Source organism: Streptomyces sp. NBC_01551 (assembly GCF_026339935.1).
In the GTDB taxonomy this organism is placed as follows: domain Bacteria; phylum Actinomycetota; class Actinomycetes; order Streptomycetales; family Streptomycetaceae; genus Streptomyces.
On record NZ_JAPEPX010000001.1, the window covers coordinates 6,305,161 to 6,330,996 of the forward strand.

A 25,836-nucleotide genomic window follows, 5' to 3' on the forward strand; every position below is an offset into this window, starting at 1 on the left:
GCCCGGGCCCGGAAGGACCTGATCAGTGACAGGTCGTGATGCTCAGGCTGCTGTCGCCGCACAGGAGCAGGCTGGCCCGGCTGCCGCCACCGCCGCCGCCGCCGTGCGCGACCTCGGTGGTCTCTTCCTTCGGGGTGTCCATCGACTGCAGGTCGAGAAGCGTCATGTCCGATTCCTCTTCACTGTGGTGTTCCGATGGGTCACGGCCCCCGCCAGGGGGACCGGCTCTGGGGCCGCCGCGGCCGACCGCGGCGGCGGGAGGAACGGCAGGTGCGCGCGCCCGCCGGGCGCGGCGCTGCCGAGGGCGAGGAGCGCGCCGGCCGTGCCCGTGGACAGGTCCATGGACAGGCGCATCATCTGCTCGCCGGGGAAGGCCAGGAAGCCTTGGTACGGGACCGCGTGCCGGGCCAGGGCCGACACCTGCCGGGCGATGTCCTCGGGGGCGGAGCCCGGGCCCGGCGTGGTGGTCCGCGCCAGGTGCAGGATCATTCCGGCGGCGCCGCGGAACAGGCCGGGCTGCGCGTAGAAGGTCGCCTGGGCGGCGCGGACGATCTCCGGCCGGGCCCGTTCGAAGCGGTCGTCCGCAGCATGCTCCAGCCAGTCGTCCAACACCATGCCGATCCCCACGCTGCCGGCCCCGAGGTAGGGCATCGTGCGCCACCCCTCGTCGACCTGGAGGGTGCCGAAGGCGCTGGTCACGCAGCGGTCGAGATCGCGGTGCAGGGCCCTGGCGGCCCGGAGCAGGAACTCCCGGTCGCCGGTGCGTTCGAACAGCCGCAGGTGGAGCAGCGCGGGTCCGCTGTGCCCGTGGAGCAGGCCGGCCCGTTTCGGGCTGACGGGGGCTGCGGCCCCGGACCCGGCCCCGGCCCCGGACCCGGACCCGGACCCGGCCTTGGACCCGGCCTTGGACCCGCTCCCGGAGAGGAGGTCGGCGCAGCGCAGGGCCGCGGCGTGCAGTGCGCTCTCGCCGGTGGCCGTGCCCAGGGAGTCCAGGGCCAGCCCGATGCCGGCGAGCCCGCTGTGCAGGTCGGGTCCGACCGACTGCCAGGCCTGGCCCAGCAGTTGCTCGGCGAGCGCGAGCGCGCGGTCGCGGTGGCCGAGGCGCTCCAGGGTCCACGCCAGACCGGCGAGGCCGTCGTAGAAGCCCAGCGGCATGCCGGAGGCCGGTTCCTTCGTCCGGGCCAGCAGCCATTCCTCGGCTTCGGGCCACGGGTCGGCGCCGGTCTCGGCGAGCGCGTACAGCACGCCGGCCGCTCCGTAGCCGAAACCGGTGCCGCCGCCGGCGGTCGCGAACTGGGCCGTGTCCCCGGGGAAGAGGCGGTCGTCGCGGTCGAAGGTCGCGCTCGCCCGCAGCGCCGCCGTCATCGAGGCGCGGGCCGCGTCCCAGTCGCCCGGCTCGACCGGCAGGTAGGGGCGCCGGGCCACCACCGCGCGAGCGCCGTCCCCCGAGGACCCCGACACGGCCCCCGACCCGGCCTCGGATCCGGCGAGGATCTCCCGTACCGCCTCGTCGAGGAACTCACGGGGTACGGGGAACTGCTCGGCGGCGATGTCGGCCAGGTGCGCCGCCTTGGCCCGGTCCATCACCAGCAGGCTGGTCAGCGGCAGGAACAAGGCCAGGCGCAGACAGGCCAGGGCGTACCGGTCGACCCCGAAACCACGCCGGTCGGCGGGGGCGACGAACGCCGGGTTGGCGACGGTCTGGCGCAGCCCCTCGTCGACGTGGGCGGCGGCCTCGAAGTCGAGCAGTGCCACCGACGGTTCGCCGGTCTCCTCGTCCTCCGCGACCATGACGTTGAACAGGTGCAGGTCGTTGAAGACGATCCCGCGGGCGTGCACCTCCTCCACGGCCTCGGTCACCCGCCGGTGGACCTCCAGCGCCCACCGGGTGTACTCCGCGAGCTCCGCGGGATCCGGGTCCGCCTCGATCAGCGGGTGCCGGCGGGCGAAGTAGGTGTTGAGGGGCTTGCCCTCCAGGTGCTGCATCACCAGGAAGTGGTGGTCCCCGACGGTGAAGGTGCCGTGGACCGAGGGCACGCAGTCCAGGCCGGCGAGCTGCTCCAGGTCCCTGCGTTCGCGGTGCAGCCGGGTCACGGCGTCCGCTCCGTCGGCCGCGAGCCCAGCGAAGGGGCGCGCTTCCTTGAGGACGACCGGCTCGCCGGTGCGGACGTCGCGGCCGGCGTAGACCCCGCCCCCGTTGGAGAAGTGCAGGGCCCGCTCGACGGTGTACGGGAGGCCTTCGAGGGTGACGGCGGCCCGCCGGGCCAGATGGGGCGCCAGGAAGTCGGGCAACTCGACCCACTCCGGCGGCTGGAACACCGGACCCCGGGGGTCCGGGACCAGCCGGCCGTCCGGGGCCTCGATCGCCGGGACCAGCTCGCCGCGGTCGTCGTAGCAGTGCCGCAGGGTGAAACTGCCGTAACGCAGGTGCACGGGACCGTCGTTCCAGCGCAGGTCGCTCAGGATGTACGGGCCGGGCTCGCCGGCCAGCAACGCGTCCAGCTCCTCGGCGATGGTCCGGCACTGCTCCTCGTCCGCAGGGTAGACGGTGAGGAACTTGCCGCTCGCCGCGCGGTCGGCGTACTTCGCGTTGCGCAGGTGCAGCAGGTACCGGCTCGGCACGAACTTGAACGCGATCCGACGCTCCACGCAGTAGCGGTGGACCCGTTCGAGGACGGACTCGGCGTTGTCCAGGCACGCCGAGACGTGGATCTTCCAGCCCTGCGGGGGCAGCCGGACGTCGACGGGGCGCAGCGCCAGCCAGTCCCCGCTGCGGTGCGTCTGCCACCCCGCCGGCACGGGGGCGAGCGCGGCCCGGTAGCTCTCCTCGGCCCGCCGGTACGGCGCGTCGTAGAACCAGCGGTCGGCGTCGCAGAAGGCGGCGTACCCCTTGTTCACTCGTGCTCCCTCGGTCGGTGACGTGCCAACGCTGTCACGCGGGCCGAGGGCCGCGACAGTCACGGCTGTCACCTGTGGGGTGTGCAGTACGCACGAGTCACAACGGGCGCGCCGCCGCGCCGCTCAGTCCTTGCTCGCCGACTGCCAGCTCATGCCCCAGTCGTACGCGAGGTCCGCCGCCTGCTGTTTGAAGACGCCGGGGGGCAGGACGAGGTACTTCGCCTCGCGCCGGACGATCAGTTCCCCGCCCACGTTCTCGATCAGGGCGATCGCTGCCACCGGCGCGGGCACCGTGCACTCGTCCAGGCGCACCTCGATCGGCGGGCCGACGGGCGGGTACAGCGTGGCGACGCCCTGGAGCCCCGCGAAGCTGTCGGCCCCGGAGTAGATGACGACGAACACCAGGAGGCGCTTGATCTCGGCCGCGTGATCAAGGTTGATCGTGAGGTTCTCGCCGGCCTCGCTCGCGCCGGTCCGGTCGTCGTGGTCCAGCTGGACGTACGGCGGCTGGTCGAACGAGCCGAACTGGTTGCCGATGGGGTGGACGATCCCCGCCGTCCCGTCGCGCAGCTCCCACAGGCAGGAGAGGTCCAGGTCGACGTCCTCCAGCCGGACGGAGTCCCGTCCCTTCCTCATCCAGCCGCGCGGCGGCTTGGCGGCGCTCCAGGTGAGGTTGACCCGCATGGCCCCGGAGGTGGCCCCCTGCTTGCTCAGCGACACCGTGGGCGCCGCCTTCGTCAGAGTGATCTTCGACAGCCGCACCGGCTGGGCAGGCGCGGGCTGCGCCGGCACCGGCGCGGGCGCGGGCGCCGGCGTGGGTGCAAGTGCGGGCGGAGTCGGAGTCGGGGCCGGAGCAGGCGCCGGGTCGTCGACCGTGATGCCGAAGTCGGTGGCGAGCCCCGCCAGGCCGGAGGCGTACCCCTGGCCCACCGCCCGGAACTTCCACGCGCCGGCCCGCCGGTACAGCTCCCCGAGCAGGAAGGCGGTCTCCGTGGTGGCGCCCGTGGCGTCGAACCTCGCCGTCTCGGCGCCGCTCTGCGCGTCCAGCACGCGCACGAAGAGACCGGACACGTCACCGAAGGTGCCGTCGGTGGAGGCGGCGACCACCACGGTGCCGATCTCCTGCTCCACCGCGGACAGCGTCACCCCGATCGTTTCGAGCGTGCCCGAGCCGTCCTCGCGCCTCCCCTCGTGGCGCACGGCGCCGCTGGGATGCACGGGCTGGTTGTAGAAGACGAAGTCGTCGTCCGAGCGCACCTTGCCGGCCGCCGTCAGCAGCAGGGCCGACACGTCCACGTCAGGTGCTCCGGGACCGCCCCGCCACCCCAGTTCCACCCGGACACCGGCACTCGGTACCGGCACGTTGGCACCTTTTTGCAAGGACACGTGGGCCCCCCTTCCGTGGCTTCTCCTGCTCCCGCAGCGTACGAGGCCCTGGCGTGCCGCGTTCCCCGAAGACGGAAATGATGGAGCCACGACGGTCCGGGTCACGACACGAGGGGGGTCTCATGCCCCGCAGCACCCCCGAAGACGCCCGGCGCCGGCGCCGGTGCCGACGGCCGATCGGCACCTGGCCGGCCGTGGGGGTCACGGTGGCCGTCCTCGTCGCCGCCAACCTGGCCGTGCACCGCTGGTCGGGCCTGTGGGGTGTGGTGACCGCGGTCGTGGTCAGCGGTGTGCTGCTCGGTGTGCTCCGCTGGGCCGGCGGCACCCTCGCGGACGCGGGTCTGGCGCCTGGCACGCTGGCCCGCGGGGCCCGTTGGGCGCTGGCCCTGATCGGCCTGGTCGGCGTCGTCTACCTGGCCGGGGCCCTGCTGCCCGCCACCAGGACGCTGTTCGAGGACCGGCGGTACGCCGGGATGGACGGCGGCGAGGTGATGCTGCGCGTCTTCGTGCTGGTCCCTGTCGGCACGGTCCTGGTGGAGGAGATCGCCTTCCGGGGCGTGCTCTACGGTCTGGTGCGCCGCGCCCGCGGGGCGGTGTGGGCGACCGTCGTGTCGAGCGTGTTGTTCGGCCTGTGGCACGTGCTGCCGTCGCTGCACCTGGCGACCGCGAAGCCGGCCCTGGGCTCGGTCTTCGGTCAATCCGGCCTCGGGGCCGCCTTGGCGGTCGTGGGGGCCGTGCTGTTCACGGCGGCGGCGGGCGTCCTGTTCTGCGAACTGCGCCGCCGCAGCGGCAGCCTGCTGGCTCCCATGGGGCTGCACTGGGCGGTCAACGCGTTCGGCTACGTCGTCGGGTTCCTGCTGCGTTGAACGCGCGGCGGGGCCGGCGGCGGCCCTGCGGCGGACTCACTTCTGCGGCGAGACGACGTCCTTCAGGTGGTCCAGTTCCTGCGCGGTGAATCCGGTGGGCCGCATGACGGAGTTCCAGGCGTCGACGTAGGCCGCCTTGTACGTGTGCCCGTGGCCGTCCGGCACCCCCGTGGAGAACGGCAGGTCGGCGGTGACCTGCCAGAAGGTCACGAACGGGATCCACACCATCGCCCCGAGCACGTCCGAGCCGGGCCGATCTCCGATCCAGTCGGGTTCGGAGAGGGCCAGCCGGGGGCTCCACCAGACGATCGGGTCGGACGGGTGCATGAGGTAGAGCACCCGCGGGCCGTCCCAGGGACGGTCGGCGGGAGGGATCGCGGCGGCCGGGTCGTCGGTGAACCGGACGGTCCGGCCCTCCCGGTAGACGGGCTCGATCTCGGGGCTTCCCGCGTCGCGGTGGTCGCTGAACTCGCGGAAGAGCGTGTTGAAGTTGGGCGGGCCGGCGAACAGGGTGCCCGCGGTGCGGTTGCGCAGGTCGTGCTCCCCGCTGAAGGCCGTCTCACCGCCGAACGAGCCCAGGCTCTCGCCCGCCACGAACAGGCGCGGACGCCGGTCCTGGGGCAGCTGGGACCACTTGTCGTAGACCGCGTCGAAGAGATCGCGGCCGGCCTCGCGCGCCTTGGACTGGTCGACCAGGTACGACATCCACGACGGCAGGTACGAGTACTGGATCGCCACGCTGGCCGCGTCGCCGTTGGCGAGGTACTCGAACGAGTCCACCGCGGCGGGATCGACCCAGCCGCTGCCCGTGGTGGTCATCACGAGCAGGTTCTCGCGTGCGAAGCCGCCCGCCCGTTCGAGATCCGCGACGGCCCGGGCCGCCCGGGTCTCCGTGCTGTCGGAGGTCTCCAGTCCGGCGTAGGCCCGGACGGGCTCCTGCGCCGTGCGGTGGGTGAAGGCGCCGATGGCCTGCGCCGTCGGACCACTGCCGGTGAACGCCCGGCCCTGGTAGCCCAGCGAGTCCCACGGCACCAGTGAGCCGGGCCCGCCCGAGCGCAGCGCAGACGTCGGCTGGTGCACGCCTTCCGGGGTCTGGGTGTCACGCAGCGAGAACGCCTCGTTGGCGGCGTTCACGATGCCGCTCAGCAGTAGCCCGGAGAACGCGGCCCACGCCAGACCCGCCACCAACAGCCAGCCGACCACCCGGGCCGCCCGCCCGCCGATCCGGCGCCCGAGCAGCCGGGCGGCCCAGCGGTAGAGGGCCCGCAGTCCCCGCCCGGCCGCGAGCAGGAGGAGGAAGACGAGAGCGGCGACGAAGGGGCAGGCGATGGCCGTGAGGACGTTGAAGTCGGTGACGCCCATGAGCCGGCGGATCTCGTGCTGCCAGTACTGCCCGAGCCCGAACGAGACGCCGAAGAGCACGAGCGCGCTGACGAGCAGGATGAGCCATGACCTGCGCGAGGGGCTGCGCGCCTCCCGGTCGGCGAAAGCGCGCCACACACAGGCCGCGAGCACGCCCAGCCCGTACCCGATGGCCGCGCTGATTCCGCAGATCAGCCCTTGGAGGACGCCGCCGCGGGGGAGCAGTGACGGGGTGAACGACAGGCACGCCAGGACCAGCGCGCCCCAGCAGCCGGGGAGCGTCAGCTGGAGCCGCCGACGCCGCTCGCGCGGGGCCGGCCCTTCCGACGGAGGTACCGGCGGGTCATCGGTCATGGCTTGCCTCCGTGGTCATGGTCGCAAGGCCGGGGGGTTCGTGCCATCCGGCGCGGGAGGCAGGCGTGGGAGGCGACGGGAGAGCACGCGTGGCCGCGGCCGGCAGGCTGCGCGGGGGCGGCCTGCGTAGCCTGAAGTGGGTGCCGGCTCGTGTCCGGCAGCGGGTGAAGCGGCGGGAGGTCGTCCCATGAGCAGACGTTGGACCGCTCGTCTGGCCCTGGCGACGGGCCTGGCGGCGCTCGTCGTGCTGGTGGTCTTCGGCGGCCTCGCGAGCCTCCTGCTGATGGGGGTGGGATGGGCCGGGCTGGCGCTGACCGCGGCGGGCGTGTGGTGGATGCTGACGCACACCGGCTGGATCAGGGCGCTGGCCGTGCTGCTGGTGGTCGTCGCACCGATCGCCGTCCTGGTCCTGTACGCCTCCGCAGGGCTGCTGTGGGTCGTGCTGGTCTCGCTCGCACTGTGGGCGCTGGCCGTTGCCGCGGGCAGTGCCGCTCTCGCCCAGGACAGCGCGTCGGGCATGCCGGAGCGCTCCGTGGTCCGCGCCGAGCGGCCCTACCTGATCATGAATCCGCGCTCGGGCGGCGGAAAGGTCGAGAGGTTCCGCCTGGCGGAGCGGGCCAGGGCCCTGGGCGCCGAGGTCGTCGTCCTGGATCCGGACCACCGGCAGGACGTGGCCGAGCTGGCGCGGCGGGCCGTTGCGGACGGGGCCGACCTGCTCGGCGTCGCGGGCGGTGACGGGACGCAGGCCCTGGTCGCCGCCGTGGCCGTGGAGCACGACGTTCCGTTCATGGTGATCAGCGCCGGCACCCGCAACCACTTCGCCATGGACCTGGGCCTGGACCGGCAGGACCCCTCCCGGTGCCTGGATGCACTGACCGACGGCGTCGAACTGCGCGTCGACCTCGGCTACATCCACGAGGGACAACCGGCTGACGGGGATCCCGGGCGCGTCTTCGTCAACAGTGCCTCGTTCGGCGTGTACGCGGAAGTCGTGCAGAGTCCGGCCTACCGCGACGACAAGGCCCGCACCATCCTGGAGATGCTCCCGGCGCTGCTCACCCATGCGGGCGGCTCGCTGCTGAGCGTCCGGGCGGACGAGCTGGCCCTGGACGGCCCCCAGGCCGTACTGGTGAGCAACAACCCCTATCAGAGGGGAGACTCGGCGGGGCTCGGGCGCCGGGAGCGACTGGACTCCGGCGTGTTGGGGGTGCTGGGCGTCGAGGTCGCGAACGCCGCCGAGGCGGCGCAGCTCCTGCTGCCCGGCGGGCAGGGCCGCGGACTGACCGCCGTCACCGCCCGCGAGGTCGTCGTCGACGCGGACGCTCCCGTCATCCCCGTCGGGGTCGACGGCGAGGCCCTGACGCTGTCCACTCCGGTGCGCTGCCGCATCGCGGCGGGCGCGCTGCGCGTGCGCGTGCCGCGGAACCGTCCCGGGGTGCCGCGCGGCTCGGTGCCGATGGACTGGCGCCGGGTGCGGCGGCTGGCGCTGACCATGGGGCGGACCGCCGCGGGACGCGGCGCCGCCTGAGCGGCGCACCGTGCCGGGACGGCGGCCGGGCCGTCACTTCCCGCCGGTCGGCGGGGGATCGGCGGCTCCGGGGCCGGACGTCCACTGCGCTCCGGTGCGCCGGCGGAAGGCGGCGACGGCGGCCTCCACGGTGGGGAAGAAGTGCGCGGGGTCGATGGTCCGGGTGAGTCCGTACCGCTCGATCTTCCGCCGCACGGGGTCCTTGATCTCCGCGAACACGAGGTGGACGCCGTCCGCGTTGAGCGCCTCGTCGAGGTCTTCCAGGATGTCGGCGGCGGTGGTGTCCACGTCGGTCATGGGCTCCGCCGCGACCACGATCCAGCTCGGCCGCGGGTCCGCGCCGGCCAGCCGCCTGATCTCGTCCCGGAAGGTCTTGGCGTTGGCGAAGAAGAGCGGGGCGTCGAACCGGTAGATCACCAGCCCCGGCAGCTGCTCGGCCCGCGGGTAGGAGCGGATGTCGTGGAAGCCCTCCAGACCCCGAACCCGCCCCAGCACGGTGTCGTACGGCCACCAGGCGCGGCGGAACACGTTGAGGACCGACAGGCCCACGGCGATGGCGATCCCGGGCAGCACGCCGAGCAGGGCCACCCCGGCGAACGCCGCGAAGCAGAGCAGGAACTCCGTCCGGCGCTGGCGCCACAGCCGTACGGCTCCCGGGATGTCGGCCAGGGACAGCGACGCGGTGATGACCACGGCGGCCAGGGCCGGCTGGGGGAGGTTGCGGAACAGTCCCGGGGCCAGCACGAGCATCAGGACGATGAGCGCCGCTCCGACGACCCCGGTGAGCTGGCTCCTCGCCCCCGCACGCTCCGCGACCGCCGTACGGGACCCGCTCGTGCTGACGGGGAAGCCCTGGAAGAGGGCGGCCGCCAGGTTGGCCGCGCCGACGCCCGCCATCTCCTGGTTGCCGCGGACCTCCTGCCCCGTGCGGGCGGCGAAGGCGGACGCGTTGGAGATCGTGTCGGCCAGGGACACCAGGGCGATGCCCAGCGCACCGCCGAGCAGCGGCGCGAGGTCGGAGAGCCGCACGTCGGGCACCGTGAACGGCGGGAAGCCCTCGGGCAGTACCCCGACCAGGCCGACGCCGTGCTCGCCCAGGTCGAAGGCGGAGGCCGCGGCGATCGCCAGGACCACCATCACGAGCACCGCCGGGATCTTCGGCAGGAAGCGCTGCAGGACCAGGATCAGCGCGATGCCGCCGAGACCCACCACGGCGGCGGCCGGTACCGCCGCCCCGTCGGCGACGCTGCGCACGAGGCCGACGCACTCGCCGATCAGGTTGTCCGCCTCGACCTTGAAGCCGAGCAGCTTGGGCAGCTGACCGATCAGGATGGTCAGGGCCAGGCCGTTCATGTAGCCGATCATCGTCGGCTTGGAGACCAGGTCCGCGATGAAGCCGAGCTTCGCCACCGAGGCCAGGATCATGACGGCCGCCACCATGACCGCGAGCATCGACGCGAGCGCGACGGCCCGGTCGGGATCCCCGTCGGCCGCCACCAGCGGCAGCACGGTGGCGGCGATCATCGGCCCCAGCGAGGAATCCGGGCCCAGCACCAGGATCCGGGACGGCCCGAACACCGCGTACCCGAGCATGCAGAGGATCGTCGTGTACAGGCCGGTGATGGCCGGCAGGCCCGCCAGCTCGGCGTACGCCATGCCCTGCGGCACCAGCAGCGTGGTCAGGACGATTCCCGCGACCAGGTCCTTGACCAGCCACTCGCGCCGGTACGACGCGACCGCGCGGACCCCGGGAACTCCCCGGAAGAGGGAGCGGACCCCGTGCCCGTCGTGCCGGGTGGTCACGGACAGCCTCCCTCAGACAGTCCTCGACCGGCGGGCCACGAGCTTGCCCAGCTCCCACACGAGCAGAAGGACCAGGGCGGCCAGCAGCGCCCAGCCGAACTGCCTCGCGTTGACCTCGGTCGTCCCCAGCACCCGGCGGAAGCCGTCCATCTGGGTCACCATCACCGAGAGGACGAACTGTGCCAGGGCGACCCAGTTCATCTGCTTGCTGTCGAACGTGGACGGCGTCAGCACGGATTCCGTCTCGCTGCGGCATTCGAAGGCGGCCACGATCAGGCACAGCGAGAAGGCCGTGAACGCGATCGACTGGCCCGTCGCGGCGCTGTCGTAGCGGCTCTGGCCGAGCTGGATCAGCCCGAGCAGGAGGACGGTGATCGCCAGCCCGCCCAGTGCGACCGTGACCAGCACGGGCCGCGTGAGCACCGATTCCCCGCGAGGACGCGGCCTGCGCCGCATGAGTCCGGCGCTCTCCCGGTCGAAGCCGAGCGCGAAGCCGAACGAGGCGTTGACGACGAAGTGGATCCACAGCACCTGCGGCGGGGTGAAGGGCTCGCCCGCGGCGATGTTGAAGACGGTGGCCCCGAGGAACGTCAGCACGAAGGTGACCAGCAGGAGCAGCACGAACCGGATGTACTTCGTGAGGTTGTCGTAGATCGTCCGGCCCTGCTCCACGGCGTAGACGATGGTGGCGAAGTTGTCGTCGGAGAGGATCATGCGTCCGGCGTTCTTCGCCACGTCCGTGCCGCTGCCCATGGCGATGCCGATGTCGGCGGCCTTGATGGCGGGAGCGTCGTTGACGCCGTCCCCCGTCATCGCCACGACCTCGCCCTTCTTCTTGAGCGTGTTCGCGAGCAGCACCTTGTGCTCCGGTGCGACCCGCCCCACCACGCCGATCCCCTCGATGCGGGCGAGCTGCTCCTCCTCGCTCATGGCGGCGAAATCGGCGCCGAGCACCGCCTCGCCGGGGATGCCGATCTGCCGGGCGATCGCCGCCCCGGTGGTGACGTCGTCCCCCGTCACCAACCGGACCCGGATGTGGGCCGCCTGAGCGTCGGCCACCGCGGCCCTCGCCTCCTCACGGGGCGGATCGACCATGCCGACGAGACTGGTCATGCGCAGCTCGGTGACGTACGTGAGCAGGTCGCCCTCCGGGTCGAAGCCGGCCGGGTCCAGGTCACGCGTGGCCGCGGCCATCACCCGGCGCCCCTCGCCGCCCATCCGCTCGCTCTGTTCCTCGGCGCGGCGGAGCAGACCGGAGTCCCACGGGACGGTTTCGCCTGCCGCGAGCGCGGTGGCTGCCCGCGCCATCACCGCCGGCGCGGCTCCCTTGACGAAGCAGCGCACGACCGGCCGGCCGGAGGCGTCGAGCGCCGAGTGGAAGGTGGCCATCAGCTTGTACTCGGGGTCGAACGGGAGCGTCGCGAGCCGGGGGAGGGCGTCCCTGGTGGCGTCGGTGTCCAGGCCGGCCTTGTGCGCGAGCACCAGCAACGCGCCCTCGGTGGGATCGCCCACGACCTCGCCACCCACCAGCTTGGCGTCGCTGGCCACCACGTACGGCAGGATCGCGTCCTCGATCCCCGCGGCGGACCCGGCGGCATGATGGACCTTGCCTTCGAGTCCGTATCCCGTGCCCGACACGGTGTACCGGCCGGTGGGGCTCAGTACTTCGACGGCCGTCATCTGGTTCATCGTCAGGGTGCCGGTCTTGTCCGAGTTGATCGCCGACGTGAACGCCAGCGTCTCGACCGACGGAAGTTCCTTCACGATGGCGTGCCGCTTCGCCAGGTTCAGGCTCCCGACGGACAGGATCGCCTGGGTCACGGTCGGCAGGGCCTCGGGGATCGCCGCGATGGCCAGCGACACCGCGCTGACGAACAGCACGTCCCAGGCCTGGTCCCGCTGGCGTCCCAGGGCGAACATCACGATCATGGTGAGGCCCGCCGCCGCCGTGATCCACAGGGTCAGCCGGTCGAGTTCCCTGGTCAGCGGCGGCACCTCCTTCTCGGTGGCCGACAGCATCCCGGAGATCTTGCCGAGTTCGGTGTCCGCACCGGTCGCGGTGACGACCATGACGCCGCTGCCGTGTGTGACCGGGGTGTTCATGAACGCCGTGTTGGTCTGGTCGCCGGGCGACAGCCGGCTGCCGGGCAGCGCGCCGGTCTCCTTCGCGGCGGGGACGCTCTCCCCGGTGAGCGCCGACTCGTCGATCTGCAGGGCGTTGGCCTCGATCAGACGGCCGTCCGCGGGCACCTGGTCCCCGGCGGAGATGAGCACGACATCGCCGTCCACGAGCTGTTCGGCGGGGATCTCGGCCTCCCGGCCGTCCCTGCGCACCCGCGCCGTCGCCTTCAGCATCGACTTCAGCGCGTTCATGGCGCTCTCGGCCTTGCCCTCCTGGCGAAGCCCCACGACCGCGTTCAGCAGTGTCAGCACGATGAGCAGGACCGCGGTGGTCCACTCCCGGATGGCCAGCGAGACGATCGCCGCGGCCACCAAGACGATCTGCATGTAGCTGCGGTACTGCACGAGGAACCGGCGCCAGGCCGGAGTCCGCTGCTCCTCGGGCAGCGCGTTCGGGCCGTGCGCGGCCAGGAGCTCGGCGGCCCGCGCCGCGGACAGACCGACCGCGGCGTCGACCCCGAACGCCGCCACGACCTCCTCGGGAGATCGCGCGTACCAGCCGTCCCCGGCGGCGCGGGGCTCTTCTCCCACGGCATCCGACCCCACCGTCATGGTTCTGCCTCCGATCCGCGGCCGCGGACGCATCCGGGCCGGTCGCGCGCCGTCCGAGGGCCGCTAGCCACGCTTCTTCTTCGGCTTGCTCCTCGGCTTGCCGTGCCGGGCGGCGTACGGGTCGGCCTGGGCTCCGGCGGGCGCCTCCTTCTCCAGCGCCCGTTTGGTGACGAGCAGGTCCTTGCGAGCCTCTTCCCCCACATCGGGGTACTGCGGATCGATGTCCATCAGGGTGTGCGCGAGGATCGCCCCCGCGCAGAGCCGCGCGAACCACTTCCGGTCCGCCGGCACGACGTACCACGGCGCCCACTGCGTACTCGTGGCCGACAGCATCTCGGAGAACGCATGCTGGTAGTCATCCCAGCGGCGCCGCTCCCGAACGTCCGCCGCGGAGAACTTCCAGTTCTTCTCCGGCAGGTCGATCCGCTTCAGGAAGCGGGTGCGCTGCTCCTCCTTGGACAGGTTCAGGAAGATCTTCACCACCTTGAACCCGTTGTCCGTGAGGTAGCGCTCCCAGCGGTTGATCTCCCGGTAGCGCCGGTCCCAGACGCCCGGCCCGATCGAGCCCGCGGGCAGCTTCTGCCGGACGAGGTTCTCGGGGTGGACCCGCACGACGAGGACCTCCTCGTAGTGCGAGCGGTTGAAGATGGCGATCTCGCCGCGCGCCGGCAGCCGCCGGGCGTAGCGCCACAGGTAGTCGTGGTCGAGTTCCTCGGTGGAGGGCACCTTGAAGCTGCTGACGCGTACACCCTGAGGGTTGACGCCGCTCATCACATGGCGGATCGTCCCGTCCTTGCCTCCGGCGTCGAGCGCCTGGAGACAGAGCAGTACGCCGTACGTGTCCTGTGCGGCGAGCCGCTCCTGGTACTCGGCCAGCAACGACACCCCGGTCCGCAGCAGCTCCATCCCCTCGCGCTTCTTCAGACCGGCCTTGTAGCGGGGATCGAAGTCCCGGTCCAGGCGCACCTTCGACCCCGGTCGCACCCGTAGCGGCTCGATGAAATCCGCGATGCGTTCGGCTCTCTCGTCCGACATCACCAGTCACCTCGCGTGAGGATGTCCTTCGTGGTCATTCTGTGCTCGGCCGGGCATGATCGCCTTCCAGCCGCGGCTTCCTCGGAAGGAGCACCGCGGCGGCGAGCCCGGCGAGTCCGATCACGGCCAGCGTGATCATCGCGGCGGCGTACGCGCCGCTGGTGAGGCCGGCGACGAGGATGGTGCCGGCGACCGCCGTGCCGAGCGAGGAACCGAGGTTGGACACGCTGCGCGAGAGGCCGGAGATCTCGCCCTGCCGCTCTTCGGGGAAGCTCGACTGGACGAGGTTGACCGAGGGGGTCAGCATCACGCCGAGGCCCAGTCCGATCAGCAGGAGTCCGGGGGTGAGGGCCCAGGGGTTCGGGGAGCCGCCGGCCATCGCGACCAGGATGCCGATGCCTGCGATGGTGACGACGAAGCCGGTCATGATGAGCGTCCGCTGGGGCCGCCGCTTGGCGAGGCGTTCGGCGGCGAGCGAGGACACCAGCAGGCCGAGCGTGGCGGCGGTGAAGATGACGCCGGTCTGGACGGAATCGTAGCCGCGCACGACTTGGAGGTAGGCCGCGACGGTGAACGAGGAACCCATCAGCAGCAGCCACTGCACGTTCTGCGTGACGAGGCCGAGGTTCGACGTGCGGTCGCGGAACAGGCTGGTGGACAGCAGGGGTTCCTTGCCCGCCCGCTCCTTGGCCCGTACGGAGAGGAAGAACCACAGGAGCACGAGCGCGCCGGCGGCGAGCAGGCCGAGCATGAGCCAGACGTTGTTGTCGGCCGCGAGGATGCCCATGACGACGAGGATGAGACCGGCGGCCGACAGGACCGCTCCGGTGGTGTCGAACGGGCGCGTCGGATCGGCTGGCAGCGGGTCCTTGAGGTTCCGGCTCAGCACGATGATCACGACGATGACCAGGGCCTGGAACACGAAGGCCGCACGCCAGCTCAGCCACGAGGTGATGAGCCCGCCGATCAGCGGCCCGGCTGCGGCGCCGATGCCGCCGAGCGCCATGATGACGCCGAAGGCGCGGGCCCGTGAGGTCAGGTCCGTGAACAGGAGCGTCGTGAGGATGTAGACGGGCGGGATGAGCAGGGCCGTCCCGATGCCCTCCAGGATCGAGTTCCCGAGGATCAGCACGCCCAGTCCCGGGGCGGCGGCGCTCAGCAGGGCGCCGACGCCGTAGACGACGAGGCCGACCAGGAGGCAGCGCTTGCGGCCGTAGCGGTCGGTCAGCTTGCCGCCGGGGATCATCAGCGCGGCCATGACCAGGAGGAAGATCGTGATGGCGATCTGCACCCCCTGGACGGTGGTGTCCAGGTCCTCGCTGATGTCGTTGATCATCACGTTCATGTTGGACCCGGCGAAGCTGCAGATGAACTGCGCCAGCGCCAGCGGGGCGAGGACCCGCCGCTGAGCGCTGGACGGCCGCTGCGGGGCTCGTGTGCCGGCCACCGTCACCACCTCCGCACATCGGTCCGGCCGGACGGTCACGCCGCGCCACCCGAGCCGCCGCTCCATCTCAGAGTGCGCCGCCCCGCCGCCCCGCGCATGCCGGGGCGGCGGGGCGGTCAGGCTACGAGGTGGGGATTCTTCGAGCCGGCCGCGGGGAGGTCAGGCCTCGTCCCAGGTGACCGGCAGGCGGTGCACGCCGTAGATGTTCATGTCGGTCCGCAGCGGCACCTCCTCGGCCGGCACGGCCAGCCGCAGCGTGGGGAACCGTCGGAGCAGCGCGGGGAGCGCCACCGTCATCTCGACGCGTGCCAACTGCTGGCCCAGGCACTGGTGGATGCCGTGGCCGAGGCCCAAGTGGCCGGTGGCCTTGCGGTGCAGGTCGAGGGCGTCCGGGTGGTCCGGGAAGCGCTCGGGATCCCGGTTGGCGGCTTCGAGCGAGAGGGTGACGGTGTCGCCCGCCTCGATCAGCCGGCCGTCCAGCTCGACGTCCTCCAGCGCGCTCTTCACGCTGGTGTGGGCGATGGTGAGGTAGCGCATCAGCTCCTCGACGGCCTGCGGGGCGAGCTCCGGGTCCGTGCGCAGGGCCTCGGCCTGGGCCGGGTTGACGAGGAGCGCGAAGGTGCCGTGGGCGATCATGTTGGTGGTGGTGTCGAGCCCGGCGGCGAGCAAGAAGCCGCCGACGCCGGTCAGTTCCTCGTCGGTGAGGTCGGAGTCCCGGGCCAGGTCGCCGAGCAGGTCGTCGGAGGGGTCGGCGCGCTTGGCGGCGACGAGCGTCGCCATGTAGTCCTGGAGCCCGACCATGGCGCCGTACCGCTCCTCGGGCGTCACGGCCAGGCTCATCGCCGTGTGCGCGTAGCTCTGGAAACGCTCGCGGTCGGCGTATGGCACCCCGAGCAGCTCGCAGATCATCAGCGCGGGGACGGGCCGGGCGAACGCCTCGACCAGGTCGGTCCCGGGCCCCCGGCGCTCCATCGCGTCCAGGTGCTCGGCGGTGATCTCCTCGACGCGCTCGGTGAGCCGGCGCATCCGGCGGACGGTGAACTTGCCCATGAGGAGCCGTCGGAAGCGGGTGTGCTCGGGCGCGTCCATCCCGGTCATGTCACCGGCGGGCGCGGGCGGCAGCGGGCCCTCGGGCCCGCCGGGGAACGGGTAGTGCATCAGCTCGTAGCGCGAACTGAAGCGGGAGTCGCCCATGATCGAGCGGACGGTGTCGTAGCCCGTGGCCAGCCAGCCGACGTGCCCGTCGGGGTACGCCATCCGGGTCAGCGGCCGCTCGTCGCGCAGCTCCGCCAGACCGGCGGGCGGGTCGAAGGGACAGCCGGCGGCGCGCCGCGTGGGTAAGGTGACGGGCTCGGTGCTGTCGGTCCGGGGCCCGGGGCGGTTCGACGGGGTGTTGTTCTGCACGGTGTCCTCCGTGGTGGGTGACGTGTGTGTGGTCGTCGGTGTGAAGTGGCTCGGCGGGATCCGCGCCCACCGCCTACCGCCTGGCGGTGCGTCCGAAGGCGGAACGCGCCCAGAGGTAGCCGACCAGGGTGAGGCCGCCGCACCAGGCGAGCGCGATGTATCCGCTGTTGCCGATTCCGGTGCCCGTCAGCAGGCCGCGCAGGGTCTCGATGACCGGGGTGAAGGGCTGGTACTCGGCGAACCAGCGCAGTCCCGTCGGCATCGAGTCGGTCGGGACGATGGCGCTGCCGAGGAAGGGCAGGAAGGTCAGCGGCATGGGCGCGTTGCTCGCGGACTCGGGGGTCTTGGCCACCAGGCCCATCCCGGCCGACAGCCAGGTCAGGGCCAGGGTGAGCAGCGTGAGGAGGCCGATCGCGGCGATCCACTCGACGGCGGTGGCGTCGGGGCGGAAACCGATGGCGAGCGCGACGCCGATCACCAGGGCGATGGCGACCAGGGTCTGGAGGGCGCTGCCGACGACGTGCCCGGTGAGGAAGGCGGCGCGGGAGATCGACATCGTACGGAACCGGTTGACGATGCCCTCGGTCATGTCGACGCACACGCTGACCGCGGTGGCCACCGCCCCGGCCGTCGCGGCCATGAGGATGATGCCGGGGGCGACGTAGTCGATGTACGCGCCGCCGCCGGTGGGCGCGCCCGAGATTCCGCTGCCGAGGGCGCCGCCGAACGCGTAGTTGAACAGCAGCAGCATCATCACGGGCATGACGACGACGGAGAGGGTCATCGTCGGATAGCGCAGCGCGTGCTTGAGGTTGCGCCGCAGCATGGTCATCGAGTCGCTGACGGCGTACGCGAGGGTGCTCATCGGGTCATCTCCGTGGCGTTGCCGGGGGTGCTGTGGCCGGTGAGGGTGAGGAACACGTCGTCGAGGTCCGGTGTGTGCACGGTCAGCGACTCGGCCTGCACCGCCGCGTCGTCCAGGACGTCGAGTACGGTCCGCAGGTTCGGGATGCTTCCGTCGCTCGGGATGCGCAGCGTGAGCTCTTCGAGGTCGCGCGCCGCCGCGCCGAAGTGCCGTGCCGCGGTGTCGAGTTCGCCGACGGTGGCGAACCGCAGCCGGATGTGCCCGCCGGGGATGAGGCGCTTGAGTTCGTCGGACGTGCCCTCGGCCACCAGCCGGCCCTGGTCGAGGACCGCGATGCGGTCGGCGAGCTGGTCGGCCTCCTCCAGGTACTGCGTGGTGAGGAAGACGGTCACGCCGTCCTCGACGACCAGCCCGCGGATGATCTCCCACATGGTGCGGCGGCTGCGGGGATCGAGCCCGGTGGTCGGTTCGTCGAGGAAGATGACCCGAGGTTCGCCGACCAGGGTCATCGCCAGATCGAGCTTGCGGCGCATGCCGCCGGAGAGGGTGCTGACGTGCTTGCGGGCGGCTTCGGTCAGGTCGAACCGGCGCAGCAGCGCGTTTGCGCGCCGCCTGCCCTCGGGGCCGGGCAGGTGTCGCAGGTCCGCCATCAGCATCAGGTTCTCCTCGGCGGTGAGGAGGTTGTCGACGGCGGAGAACTGGCCGGTGACGCCGATGGCGGCGCGCACGCCCTCGGGCCGCAGGGCGAGGTCGTGACCGGCGATCCGGGCCTGACCGGCGTCCGGGGCGATGAGGGTGGAGAGGATCTCGACGGTGGTGGTCTTCCCGGCGCCGTTGGGGCCGAGCAGGGCGAAGACCGTGCCTTCGGGGATGTGCAGGTCGATGCCGTCCAGGACGACCTTGTCGCCGTACGACTTGCGCAGCCCCTGGGCCGAGATCGCCGGCGCGGTGGTGGTGACGCTGGTGGTCGCTGTCATGGTCGTGTCTCCCAACAGGTGCAATGTCACCCGTGAAATGGCATGCCTAGATCCGGGTCGGCCTTTCTGCCGGCCGGCACGGGGAGGCGGTGTGAGAGGAGCGAGGGGGAGCGAGGGGGAGCGGGGGCGACAGGAGGTCAGGCGCGACGGATCACGACGTTGCCGGCCCCGGTGCGGGCATGGACCTCGACGGTCTCGTCGGAGGCGCCGGGGCCCTCGGCCGCGCCGAGCGCGTTGCGGACGGTGCCGAAGCGGGAGTTGACGTCCAGCCAGGCCGCGGTGGACTGGCGGATGCCGATCTCCAGGTCGCCGACGGCGGTCTGGAGCCGGATGACACCCCGGGCCACCTCGTCGACGCGGATGCTGCCGTTGGCGGACTTGGCCTCCACGGAGGCGTGTGCCGTGCCGACCGCGATGCGGCCGTTGGCGGAGTTGGCCGACAGATCGCCGGTGATCTCGCCGATGGTGGTCTCGCCGTTGCCGTTCTTGACGGTGGCCGAGCCCGTGATCGTGCCGATCTCGATCCGGCCCGACCCGCTGATCTCGGCGGTGCCGACGGCCCGGTCGATGGCGATGTCCCCGTGATCCGTGCGCAGGTTCGCGACGCCCGCCTCGGCGAGGCGGATGTCGCCGAGCGAGGTCTTGACCCGGCAGTCCCCGAGCGGCCCCTCGCCGGTGTAGTCCCCCATGGGGGAGGCGCACTGGAGGTGCGAGCCGGCGGGCAGTTCGACGGTCACGTCGATCGATCCGTGCCTGCCGAACAGGGAGCGCTTCTTGGGCCCCTTCACGGTCAGGACGCCGTTGGCGTAGGTGACCTTGGTCTGCTGCACGGCCCGTACGTCGGTCTCCTCGGCGCCGTTGCTCGGCAGGACCTCGACGACCGTGTTCGTGCGCTTGCTCGCGGTGATCCGGACGTCGCCGACCTCGAACTCGATGATCGCGGTGATGGGTTCGGGCGTGTCGTAAGAAGGCATGGCTGTCCCGTCCTCTTGGCTCTGGTGGGTGTTGCGCGGTCGCGGTCGCTGTCGGCGGATCCGGCGCGGGTCACTGCACTAGCGGACCCAGCCCCGGAAGCTCTGGCCGTGGCGCGGGGCGCGGGCGGCGGGCTGGGCCGGGCCGGCGCCCGGTTCGAGGGCCAGGGACACCGCCCGCACGAGCCAGGCGTTGACCGACAGGCCCTCCTGGGCCGCCGCGTGCTCCACGCGGGCCTTGAGGTGCGCCGGGAGCCGGAAGTTGATGCGGGCCGTACCGCCTTCGTCGCCGTCCCCTGCGAGTGGCGCCACTGGTGCCACAGGTGGTGCCATCGGTGTGTCAACCTCGGCCGCGCCCTCGCCGGGCGCCTCCGGCGCGGGCGGCGCCGTCACCACGAACTCGGGGTCGAGCCCCCGCAGCCGCACGTCCACCGAGCCCGGCGCCAGCTCGCGCGTGATCTCGTCCGAGGCGGCGGAGAGGGCGTTCAGCAGCGTCAGGCGGGCGGCCGACTCCAGCGGCGCGGTCAGCCGTTCGGCCAGGGCGCGGGCTTCGTCCCCGCCGGCGTTCGCGGCGACCGCGAGTTCGTGGCGGAGGTGATCGACGTAGGGGGTCAGGTCCATGTAGCCATGGTGGCGCCATTGTGGCGCCACGTCAAGCGATTGTGGCGCCATGTGGCGCTCCCCACCCCTATTGAAAATGGCAACCATTTCCGTATACTGGCCGCATGGCACGCAACGAGATTCGCCCGATCATCAAACTGCGCTCCACCGCGGGCACCGGCTTCACCTACGTGACCCGCAAGAACCGGCGCAACGACTCCGACCGGCTGGTGCTGCGCAAGTACGACGCCGTCGCCCGGCGGCACGTCGACTTCCGCGAAGAGCGCTGACCGGCCCCACCTCACTGGAAGGACATCGCCATGAAATCCGGTATCCACCCCGCCTACGGCCCCGTCGTCTTCCGCGACAGCGCCAGTGGCACCGCGTTCCTCACCCGCTCCACCATGACCAGCCACAAGACGATCGACTGGGAGGACGGCCAGACCTACCCCGTGGTCGACGTCGAGATCTCCTCGGCGAGCCACCCCTTCTACACCGGCACCGCCCGCGTCATGGACACCGCCGGCCGCGTCGAACGCTTCGAGCGCCGCTACGGAGCCCGTTGACGGAGCGGGACCGCGGACTGGCCGTCGTGATCGCCGCCGCGGTCGAGAGCGGTCAGCTGTGCAGCCGGTCCGGCCAGTCCTGCGGGACCCGGTCGGCCGGGCCCGGGGCCGGCTGGTCCGCCGGATGGCCGCTCGGCGGGGTCAGCTCGGGGCCCGAGTCGTACAGGGCGTTGGTGTCGTAGTTCCAGAACCACTCCTCGCCCGGCTCGAAGCTCTGCACCAGGGGATGGCCGGAGGCCTTCCAATGTGCGGTGGCGTGCTGGGCCGGTGAGGAGTCGCAGCAGCCGATGTGGCCGCACTGGGCGCAGCGCCGCAGGTGGAACCACCAGCCGCCCACCGCGTCGCAGTCGCCGCAGCCGGTGCCGGTGGGCGGGACGTTCGGGTCGATGCCGTCGATGCCTGTCATACGGGATCCTCCGCGGTGTCGGTGTCGGTGTCGGTGCCGGTGTTGTTGTCCGGGCCGGGCTCCGGGTCGCTCCCGGTCTCGCTCTCGGGGTCCGGGGCGGTCAGCGGGAGCAGCACCTGGAACCGGGTGTCGCCCGGTGCGGACTCGACCTGGAGGCTGCCGTGGTGCTTGTTCACGACGATCCGCCAGGAGATGTCGAGGCCGAGACCGGTGCCCTCGCCGACCGGCTTGGTGGTGAAGAAGGGATCGAAGATGCGGCTGCGGATCTCCGCCGGGACGCCGGGCCCCGTGTCCCGGAACTCCACCAGAAGCCTGTCGCCCTCCCGCGCCGTGCGGACGGTCAGTGTGCCGTCGCCGCCGGTGTCGGCGATGGCGAACACCGCGTTGTCGATGAGGTTGGTCCACACCTGGTTGAGCTCCGCCGGGTAGGCGGGCACGTCCGGCAGGGAGCGGTCGTAGTCCTTGACCACGCGTACCCGGGAGCCGATCTTCCCGGACAGCATCAGCAGGGTGCTGTCGAGGAGTTCGTGCACGTCCACGACGCGGTGCGGGGCGCGGTCCAGCTGCGAGTACTGCTTCGCCGCGTCCACCAGGTGGGAGATGCGGGTGGTGGAGTCGTCGATCTCGTCCATCAGAAGCTCGGTCTCGACCGTGTAGTTGAGCCAGCCGATGGCCCCCGGCAGGATGTCCTCGGCCACGGTCGCCGCGACCTGCTCCAGCCAGTCCGTGTCCAGCCCGGCCTGTACGAAGACCGGCGCGATCCGCCAGCCCTCCTGGATGCCGTGGTCGTCGAGCCAGTCCGCCAGCTCGTCCTCCCGGTCGGAGGCCTCCAGCGGGCTCAACACCGGTGCTTTCGCGACCCGTTCGGCGGTCCGCTCCTGGATCTCGATGAGCTCGGCGAGCGCCTCGCGCGAGTAGGGGCCCTGGGCGATGACGGCCAGCTTGTGCCGCATCTTGCCCACCCGCTCCCGCAGCGTCGCCGTGGCCCGTACGGCCGCCGCGGCCGGGTTGTTGAGCTCATGGGTGAGCCCGGCGGACAACGACCCCAGCGCCAGCAGCCGTTCGCGCTGGCCGATGGCCCGCTGCGTGTTCCTCGAACCGAAGAAGAGCCCCTCCAGCAGGTGCGCCGCCATCGGGAACCAGTCGCGCATGATGTCCGCGAACGACTGCGCGGGCAGGACGAAGAAGCGCGTCGGCTCGGTCACCCGCATGGAGTTGTTGTACGTCTGCGGCACCTGGTCGCCCAGGTACGCCTGCATCGCCCCCGCGTACACGCCGCGCTGCGAGGTGCGGCTCACCTCGACGTCGTCGCCGCCGACCCGGCGGGACAGCACGACGGTGCCCTCGATCATCACGTAGAAGCAGGTGGCCGGGTCGCCCTCGGTGTACACGGCGCCGGGTTCGAACCGCTCCACCCGCCCCTCGCCGCACAGCCGCCCGAGCTGCTCCGGGGAGAGCTTCTCGAACAGGAACAGCGAGGCGATCTCCTGCGGGCTGCACGGCAGCGGCTGCCCGCTCACGACTGCTCCAGGTACCGGTGGACGAGCATCACGGCCATGGCTCCCTCTCCGACGGCGGACGCGACGCGCTTCGCGGACTGGGCGCGCGCGTCGCCCGCGACGAACACACCGGGAATGTTGGTCTCCAGGTGGTAGGGCGGCCGGTCCAGTTCCCACTCCGCCGGCGGCCGCCCGTCCGGCGTGAGGTCCGGCCCGGCCAGGATGAAACCGTGCTCGTCGCGCAGCACCGTGCCGTCCAGCCAGTCCGTCAGCGGGGCCGCGCCGATGAAGACGAACATCCACTGCGCGTCGACGAGTTCGGTCGTACCGCTGTCCACGTCCCGCAGCGTCAGCTGCTCCAGGTGTCCCTCGCCGTGAGCCGACTCGACGACGGTCCGGGTCCGCACCGTGATGTTCGGCGCCTCCTCGATCTGCTGGATCAGGTAGTACGACATCGACGCCCGCAGGGACTCGCCGCGCACCAGCAGCGTCACCGACTTCGCGCCCCGCGCCAGGTACATCGCCGCCTGGCCGGCCGAGTTGGCGCCGCCCACGATGTACACGTCCTGCCCCTGGCAGGAGGCCGCCTCGGTCAGCGAGGAGCCGTAGTACACCCCGCAGCCGGTCAGCTGGTCGCAGCCCGGCGCGTGGAGCTGCCGGTACGAGACGCCGGTCGCCAGGATGACGCTGTGCGCCGCGACCGCCGAGCCGTCGGAGAAGCGCACGACGCGCGACGCGCCGTTGACCTCCAGGCCCGTGACCTCGCGCGCCGTGAGGATCTCGGCGCCGAACCGGCCGGCCTGGCGGCGGGCGCGGTCGGTGAGCTGCGCGCCCGATACGCCGTCGGGGAAGCCGAGGTAGTTCTCGATGCGGGAACTCTGGCCGGCCTGCCCGCCGGTCGCCGACCGCTCGACCAGTACGGTACGCAGCCCCTCGGAGGCCCCGTACACCGCCGAGCCGAGCCCGGCGGGGCCGCCGCCGATGACGACGAGGTCGTAGAAATCGGCGGTCGGAGTCGTCGCGAGCCCCACGTGGGCGGCCAGATCGGGCACCTCCGGCTCGATCAGCACCGTGCAGTCCGGGGTGACCACCAGGGGCAGCCGCTGTCCGTCGGCCCCGGCCGCCGCCAGCAGCCGCTGCCCCTCGGGCTCGTCGGAGGAGTACCAGCGGTACGGAACCTGGTTGCGGGCGAGGAACTCCCGCACCTGCGAGGAGCGCGCCGACCAGCGGTGCCCGACCACCTTGGTGGCGGGGACCGGACGGTAGTCGCTGGAGCGCCAGGCCGTGAGCAGATCGTCCAGGACCGGGTAGAGCTTCTCCTCCGGCGGGTCCCAGGGCTTGAGCAGGTAGTGGTCGAGGTCGACGACGTTGATGGCGTCGATGGCCGCGTTGGTGTCGGCGTACGCGGTCAGCAGCACGCGCCGCGCGCCCGGGTACACGCCGAGGGCCTGTTCCAGGAACTCGATGCCGTTCATCTGCGGCATGCGGTAGTCGGCCAGGATCACCGCCACCAGGTCGCCCCGCAGCTTCAGCTCGCGCAGCGCCTCCAGCGCCGACTCGCCGGACTCGGCGCGCACGATCCGGTAGTCGGCGCCGTAGTGGCGCCGCAGGTCACGGGCGATGGCTCGGGAGACTCCCGGGTCGTCGTCCACGGTCAGGATGACGGTCCGCGCAGTGTCGGCGGGCTGTGCCATACGTCTCCACCCCGAGTGTTCTGGGCGGGCGGCACGGCGAAGCGCCCGCGCCGGTTCCCGCCCATCGTATGTTCGATCGTCCGGAACCGCTTCGGAACCGCTTCGGGACGGCGCCGGCCGGGCGCTCCCCGTACCCGCCCGGTCGCTCCCGGTCGCCTCCGGTCAGAGGGGCGTCGTCCCCTCCTTGACCCACCCGTCGCCGCCGAGGGGGAATTCGTAGCCGGGCCGCCCGTTGTGGCCACTGGTACGGAAGGGCTTGCCGTTGTGGTCGATCTTGAGGGTGCCGTGGCGGGAACCGCTGGACCAGGACAGCTCCAGGTACCAGCTCACGTCGTAGGCGGAGGCGTCGGCCTTGATGTAGAAGACCTCCGGCTCGGACTCGCTCACCTTGAACGGGAAGTTCGGCTGCCCTGCCTCGGGTGCGACGGCCGGGTGGGCGGCGTCGAGGGCCACGGTGAAGGAGCGGGCCGGAACGCCGGCGCCGCAGCCGACGCCCGGGTAGCCCATGGCGTAGTCGTTCCAGGCCAGGGGCGTGCGCTTGCCCGCCGTACGGACGGTGAGGCTGTCCAGGACCACCGTCTCCTTGCCGGAGCCCTGGAGGGTGAGCGTCACGTACTGCTCGCCCGCGGAGACCGCTCCGGACGAGGCCACCCATGCGGGCGCGTCCCGTTCCACGGGAGGCGGGCCCACCTGGGTCGGGGGCTTGTCGATCAGGTAGTGCTGGCCGCAGGGCGACTCCCAGGTGTAGGGCTGGGTGGTCACCTTCACCGGCGTGCCCTGCGCGGAGTCGTCGGCGCCGCGGCCGACGGGGCTGTCCCGGACGTCGCCATCGCCTGCCGCCAGGTTCGACGTGAGCGCGACCGCCCCGGCGACGGCGGCCGCGGCGATCCCGGCGAGGACGGCCCTGCGCAGCCGGCGCCGTTGCCTGGGCACGGGAGGGGCGGAGGGGGCGGGTGCCCGCTCCGTGGGTGCGGGCTCCTTCGCCAAGCTCGGCTCGGCGGGCTCGGCGGGCTCGGCGGGCTCGGCCACCTCCTCCGGTGAGCGCCGGGGCGCGCCGGCGGAGGCGGGGCCGGCCTGTGCCTTGCCGCCCGCGTCGCCGCCCTTGCGGGGGCGGTTGGTGTCCGCGAGCACCCAACTCCGGTGCAGCTCGACGAGTTCCTCGGGCGATGCCTTGCAGAGGCGGGCGAGCCGTTCGACCGGTGCGTACTCCGTCGGGACGACGTCGCCGGTGCAGTACCGGTGCAGCGTCGACGTACTCATGTGGAGCCGTTTGGCGAGCGTTCCGTAGCTGAGACCGGACCGGTCCTTCAACTCCCGCAACAGCCGGGCGAACCCGGCCTCAGCAGTGTCTTCCGACACTGTCCCTCCCACCCCGTGGTCCCGTTCCGTGTCCCAGGAACAGGTTGTTTCAGCAGCTCAGAGCCTGTTCATGCGTCCCAGCA

Annotated in this window: 21 protein-coding genes; 4 read left to right on the plus strand and 17 right to left on the minus strand. The window is 72.0% G+C overall.

Annotated features, from left to right (window positions below; translation table 11 throughout):
- Positions 1 to 22: 22 nt before the first annotated feature.
- From OG982_RS28330 to OG982_RS28340, 3 genes are all read right to left on the minus strand, one after another.
- Positions 23 to 166: a SapB/AmfS family lanthipeptide gene (locus OG982_RS28330; RefSeq protein WP_266781989.1), complete on the minus strand. Its 144-nt coding sequence runs from the start codon at positions 164 to 166 to the stop codon at positions 23 to 25.
- Positions 163 to 2,898 (minus strand): class III lanthionine synthetase LanKC, encoded by a 2,736-nt coding sequence (gene lanKC, locus OG982_RS28335; RefSeq protein WP_266949675.1) that lies wholly within the window; start codon positions 2,896 to 2,898, stop codon positions 163 to 165. The genes OG982_RS28330 and lanKC overlap by 4 nt, the downstream gene beginning before the upstream one ends.
- A 123-nt stretch (positions 2,899 to 3,021) precedes the next feature.
- The gene (locus tag OG982_RS28340) at positions 3,022 to 4,284 is read right to left on the minus strand and encodes a TerD family protein (RefSeq protein WP_266949676.1); all 1,263 of its coding nucleotides are present in this window, start codon (positions 4,282 to 4,284) and stop codon (positions 3,022 to 3,024) included.
- Between the two features lie 122 nt (positions 4,285 to 4,406).
- Here OG982_RS28340 and OG982_RS28345 point away from each other — a divergent pair, with 122 nt between their 5' ends.
- Complete coding sequence (locus OG982_RS28345) at positions 4,407 to 5,150, plus strand: CPBP family intramembrane glutamic endopeptidase (protein WP_266781983.1); 744 nt, start codon at positions 4,407 to 4,409, stop codon at positions 5,148 to 5,150.
- Positions 5,151 to 5,186: 36 nt separating this feature from the next.
- On the opposite strand, the gene OG982_RS28350 is transcribed toward OG982_RS28345, so the two are convergent.
- Entirely contained in the window at positions 5,187 to 6,866 is a 1,680-nt protein-coding gene (locus OG982_RS28350; RefSeq protein ID WP_266781981.1) for an alpha/beta hydrolase, read from the minus strand.
- 187 nt (positions 6,867 to 7,053) lie between these two features.
- On the opposite strand from OG982_RS28350, the gene OG982_RS28355 reads away from it, so the two are divergent.
- Positions 7,054 to 8,394, plus strand: a complete 1,341-nt coding sequence (locus tag OG982_RS28355) for a diacylglycerol kinase family protein (RefSeq protein WP_266949677.1) — start codon at positions 7,054 to 7,056, stop codon at positions 8,392 to 8,394.
- 33 nt (positions 8,395 to 8,427) lie between these two features.
- On the opposite strand, the gene OG982_RS28360 is transcribed toward OG982_RS28355, so the two are convergent.
- From OG982_RS28360 to OG982_RS28400, 9 genes are all read right to left on the minus strand, one after another.
- Positions 8,428 to 10,197, minus strand: coding sequence for a SulP family inorganic anion transporter (locus tag OG982_RS28360; RefSeq protein WP_266949679.1), 1,770 nt, complete (start codon positions 10,195 to 10,197; stop codon positions 8,428 to 8,430).
- A 12-nt stretch (positions 10,198 to 10,209) separates the two neighbouring features.
- Positions 10,210 to 12,930 (minus strand): HAD-IC family P-type ATPase, encoded by a 2,721-nt coding sequence (locus OG982_RS28365; protein ID WP_266781975.1) that lies wholly within the window; start codon positions 12,928 to 12,930, stop codon positions 10,210 to 10,212.
- Positions 12,931 to 12,993: 63 nt separating this feature from the next.
- Positions 12,994 to 13,965, minus strand: a complete 972-nt coding sequence (locus tag OG982_RS28370; RefSeq protein ID WP_266949681.1) for a polyphosphate kinase 2 family protein — start codon at positions 13,963 to 13,965, stop codon at positions 12,994 to 12,996.
- A 34-nt stretch (positions 13,966 to 13,999) separates the two neighbouring features.
- The gene (locus OG982_RS28375; RefSeq protein WP_266781971.1) at positions 14,000 to 15,412 is read right to left on the minus strand and encodes an MFS transporter; all 1,413 of its coding nucleotides are present in this window, start codon (positions 15,410 to 15,412) and stop codon (positions 14,000 to 14,002) included.
- Between the two features lie 159 nt (positions 15,413 to 15,571).
- Entirely contained in the window at positions 15,572 to 16,816 is a 1,245-nt protein-coding gene (locus tag OG982_RS28380; protein WP_266949683.1) for a cytochrome P450, read from the minus strand.
- 73 nt (positions 16,817 to 16,889) lie between these two features.
- A complete protein-coding gene (locus OG982_RS28385) occupies positions 16,890 to 17,681 on the minus strand; it encodes an ABC transporter permease (protein ID WP_266781969.1) in 792 nt (263 codons plus the stop codon).
- Positions 17,678 to 18,658, minus strand: coding sequence for an ATP-binding cassette domain-containing protein (locus OG982_RS28390; protein ID WP_266781967.1), 981 nt, complete (start codon positions 18,656 to 18,658; stop codon positions 17,678 to 17,680). Before OG982_RS28390 ends, OG982_RS28385 begins: the two co-directional genes overlap by 4 nt.
- A 137-nt stretch (positions 18,659 to 18,795) precedes the next feature.
- Positions 18,796 to 19,632 (minus strand): DUF4097 family beta strand repeat-containing protein, encoded by an 837-nt coding sequence (locus OG982_RS28395; RefSeq protein ID WP_266781965.1) that lies wholly within the window; start codon positions 19,630 to 19,632, stop codon positions 18,796 to 18,798.
- Positions 19,633 to 19,710: 78 nt separating this feature from the next.
- Positions 19,711 to 20,250 carry a toxin-antitoxin system HicB family antitoxin gene (locus tag OG982_RS28400; RefSeq protein ID WP_266781963.1) on the minus strand — a complete coding sequence of 180 codons (540 nt, stop codon included), beginning with the start codon at positions 20,248 to 20,250 and terminating at the stop codon, positions 19,711 to 19,713.
- 104 nt (positions 20,251 to 20,354) lie between these two features.
- Here OG982_RS28400 and rpmG point away from each other — a divergent pair, with 104 nt between their 5' ends.
- Together rpmG and OG982_RS28410 are read left to right on the plus strand one after the other, a co-directional pair.
- Positions 20,355 to 20,519, plus strand: a complete 165-nt coding sequence (gene rpmG / locus OG982_RS28405) for a 50S ribosomal protein L33 (RefSeq protein WP_266781961.1) — start codon at positions 20,355 to 20,357, stop codon at positions 20,517 to 20,519.
- A 30-nt stretch (positions 20,520 to 20,549) separates the two neighbouring features.
- Positions 20,550 to 20,795 carry a type B 50S ribosomal protein L31 gene (locus tag OG982_RS28410; RefSeq protein ID WP_266949684.1) on the plus strand — a complete coding sequence of 82 codons (246 nt, stop codon included), beginning with the start codon at positions 20,550 to 20,552 and terminating at the stop codon, positions 20,793 to 20,795.
- Between the two features lie 52 nt (positions 20,796 to 20,847).
- On the opposite strand, the gene OG982_RS28415 is transcribed toward OG982_RS28410, so the two are convergent.
- The 4 genes from OG982_RS28415 to OG982_RS28430 all read right to left on the minus strand — a co-directional run bounded on the left by OG982_RS28415 (position 20,848) and on the right by OG982_RS28430 (position 25,753).
- A complete protein-coding gene (locus OG982_RS28415; protein WP_266781957.1) occupies positions 20,848 to 21,201 on the minus strand; it encodes a UBP-type zinc finger domain-containing protein in 354 nt (117 codons plus the stop codon).
- Positions 21,198 to 22,721 carry an ATP-binding protein gene (locus OG982_RS28420; protein ID WP_266781955.1) on the minus strand — a complete coding sequence of 508 codons (1,524 nt, stop codon included), beginning with the start codon at positions 22,719 to 22,721 and terminating at the stop codon, positions 21,198 to 21,200. The genes OG982_RS28415 and OG982_RS28420 overlap by 4 nt, the downstream gene beginning before the upstream one ends.
- Positions 22,718 to 24,394 carry an FAD-dependent oxidoreductase gene (locus tag OG982_RS28425; RefSeq protein WP_266949686.1) on the minus strand — a complete coding sequence of 559 codons (1,677 nt, stop codon included), beginning with the start codon at positions 24,392 to 24,394 and terminating at the stop codon, positions 22,718 to 22,720. Before OG982_RS28425 ends, OG982_RS28420 begins: the two co-directional genes overlap by 4 nt.
- A gap of 162 nt (positions 24,395 to 24,556) precedes the next feature.
- On the minus strand, positions 24,557 to 25,753 hold the full coding sequence (locus tag OG982_RS28430; RefSeq protein ID WP_266949687.1) for a helix-turn-helix transcriptional regulator: 1,197 nt from the start codon (positions 25,751 to 25,753) through the stop codon (positions 24,557 to 24,559).
- Between the last annotated feature and the right edge of the window lie 83 nt (positions 25,754 to 25,836).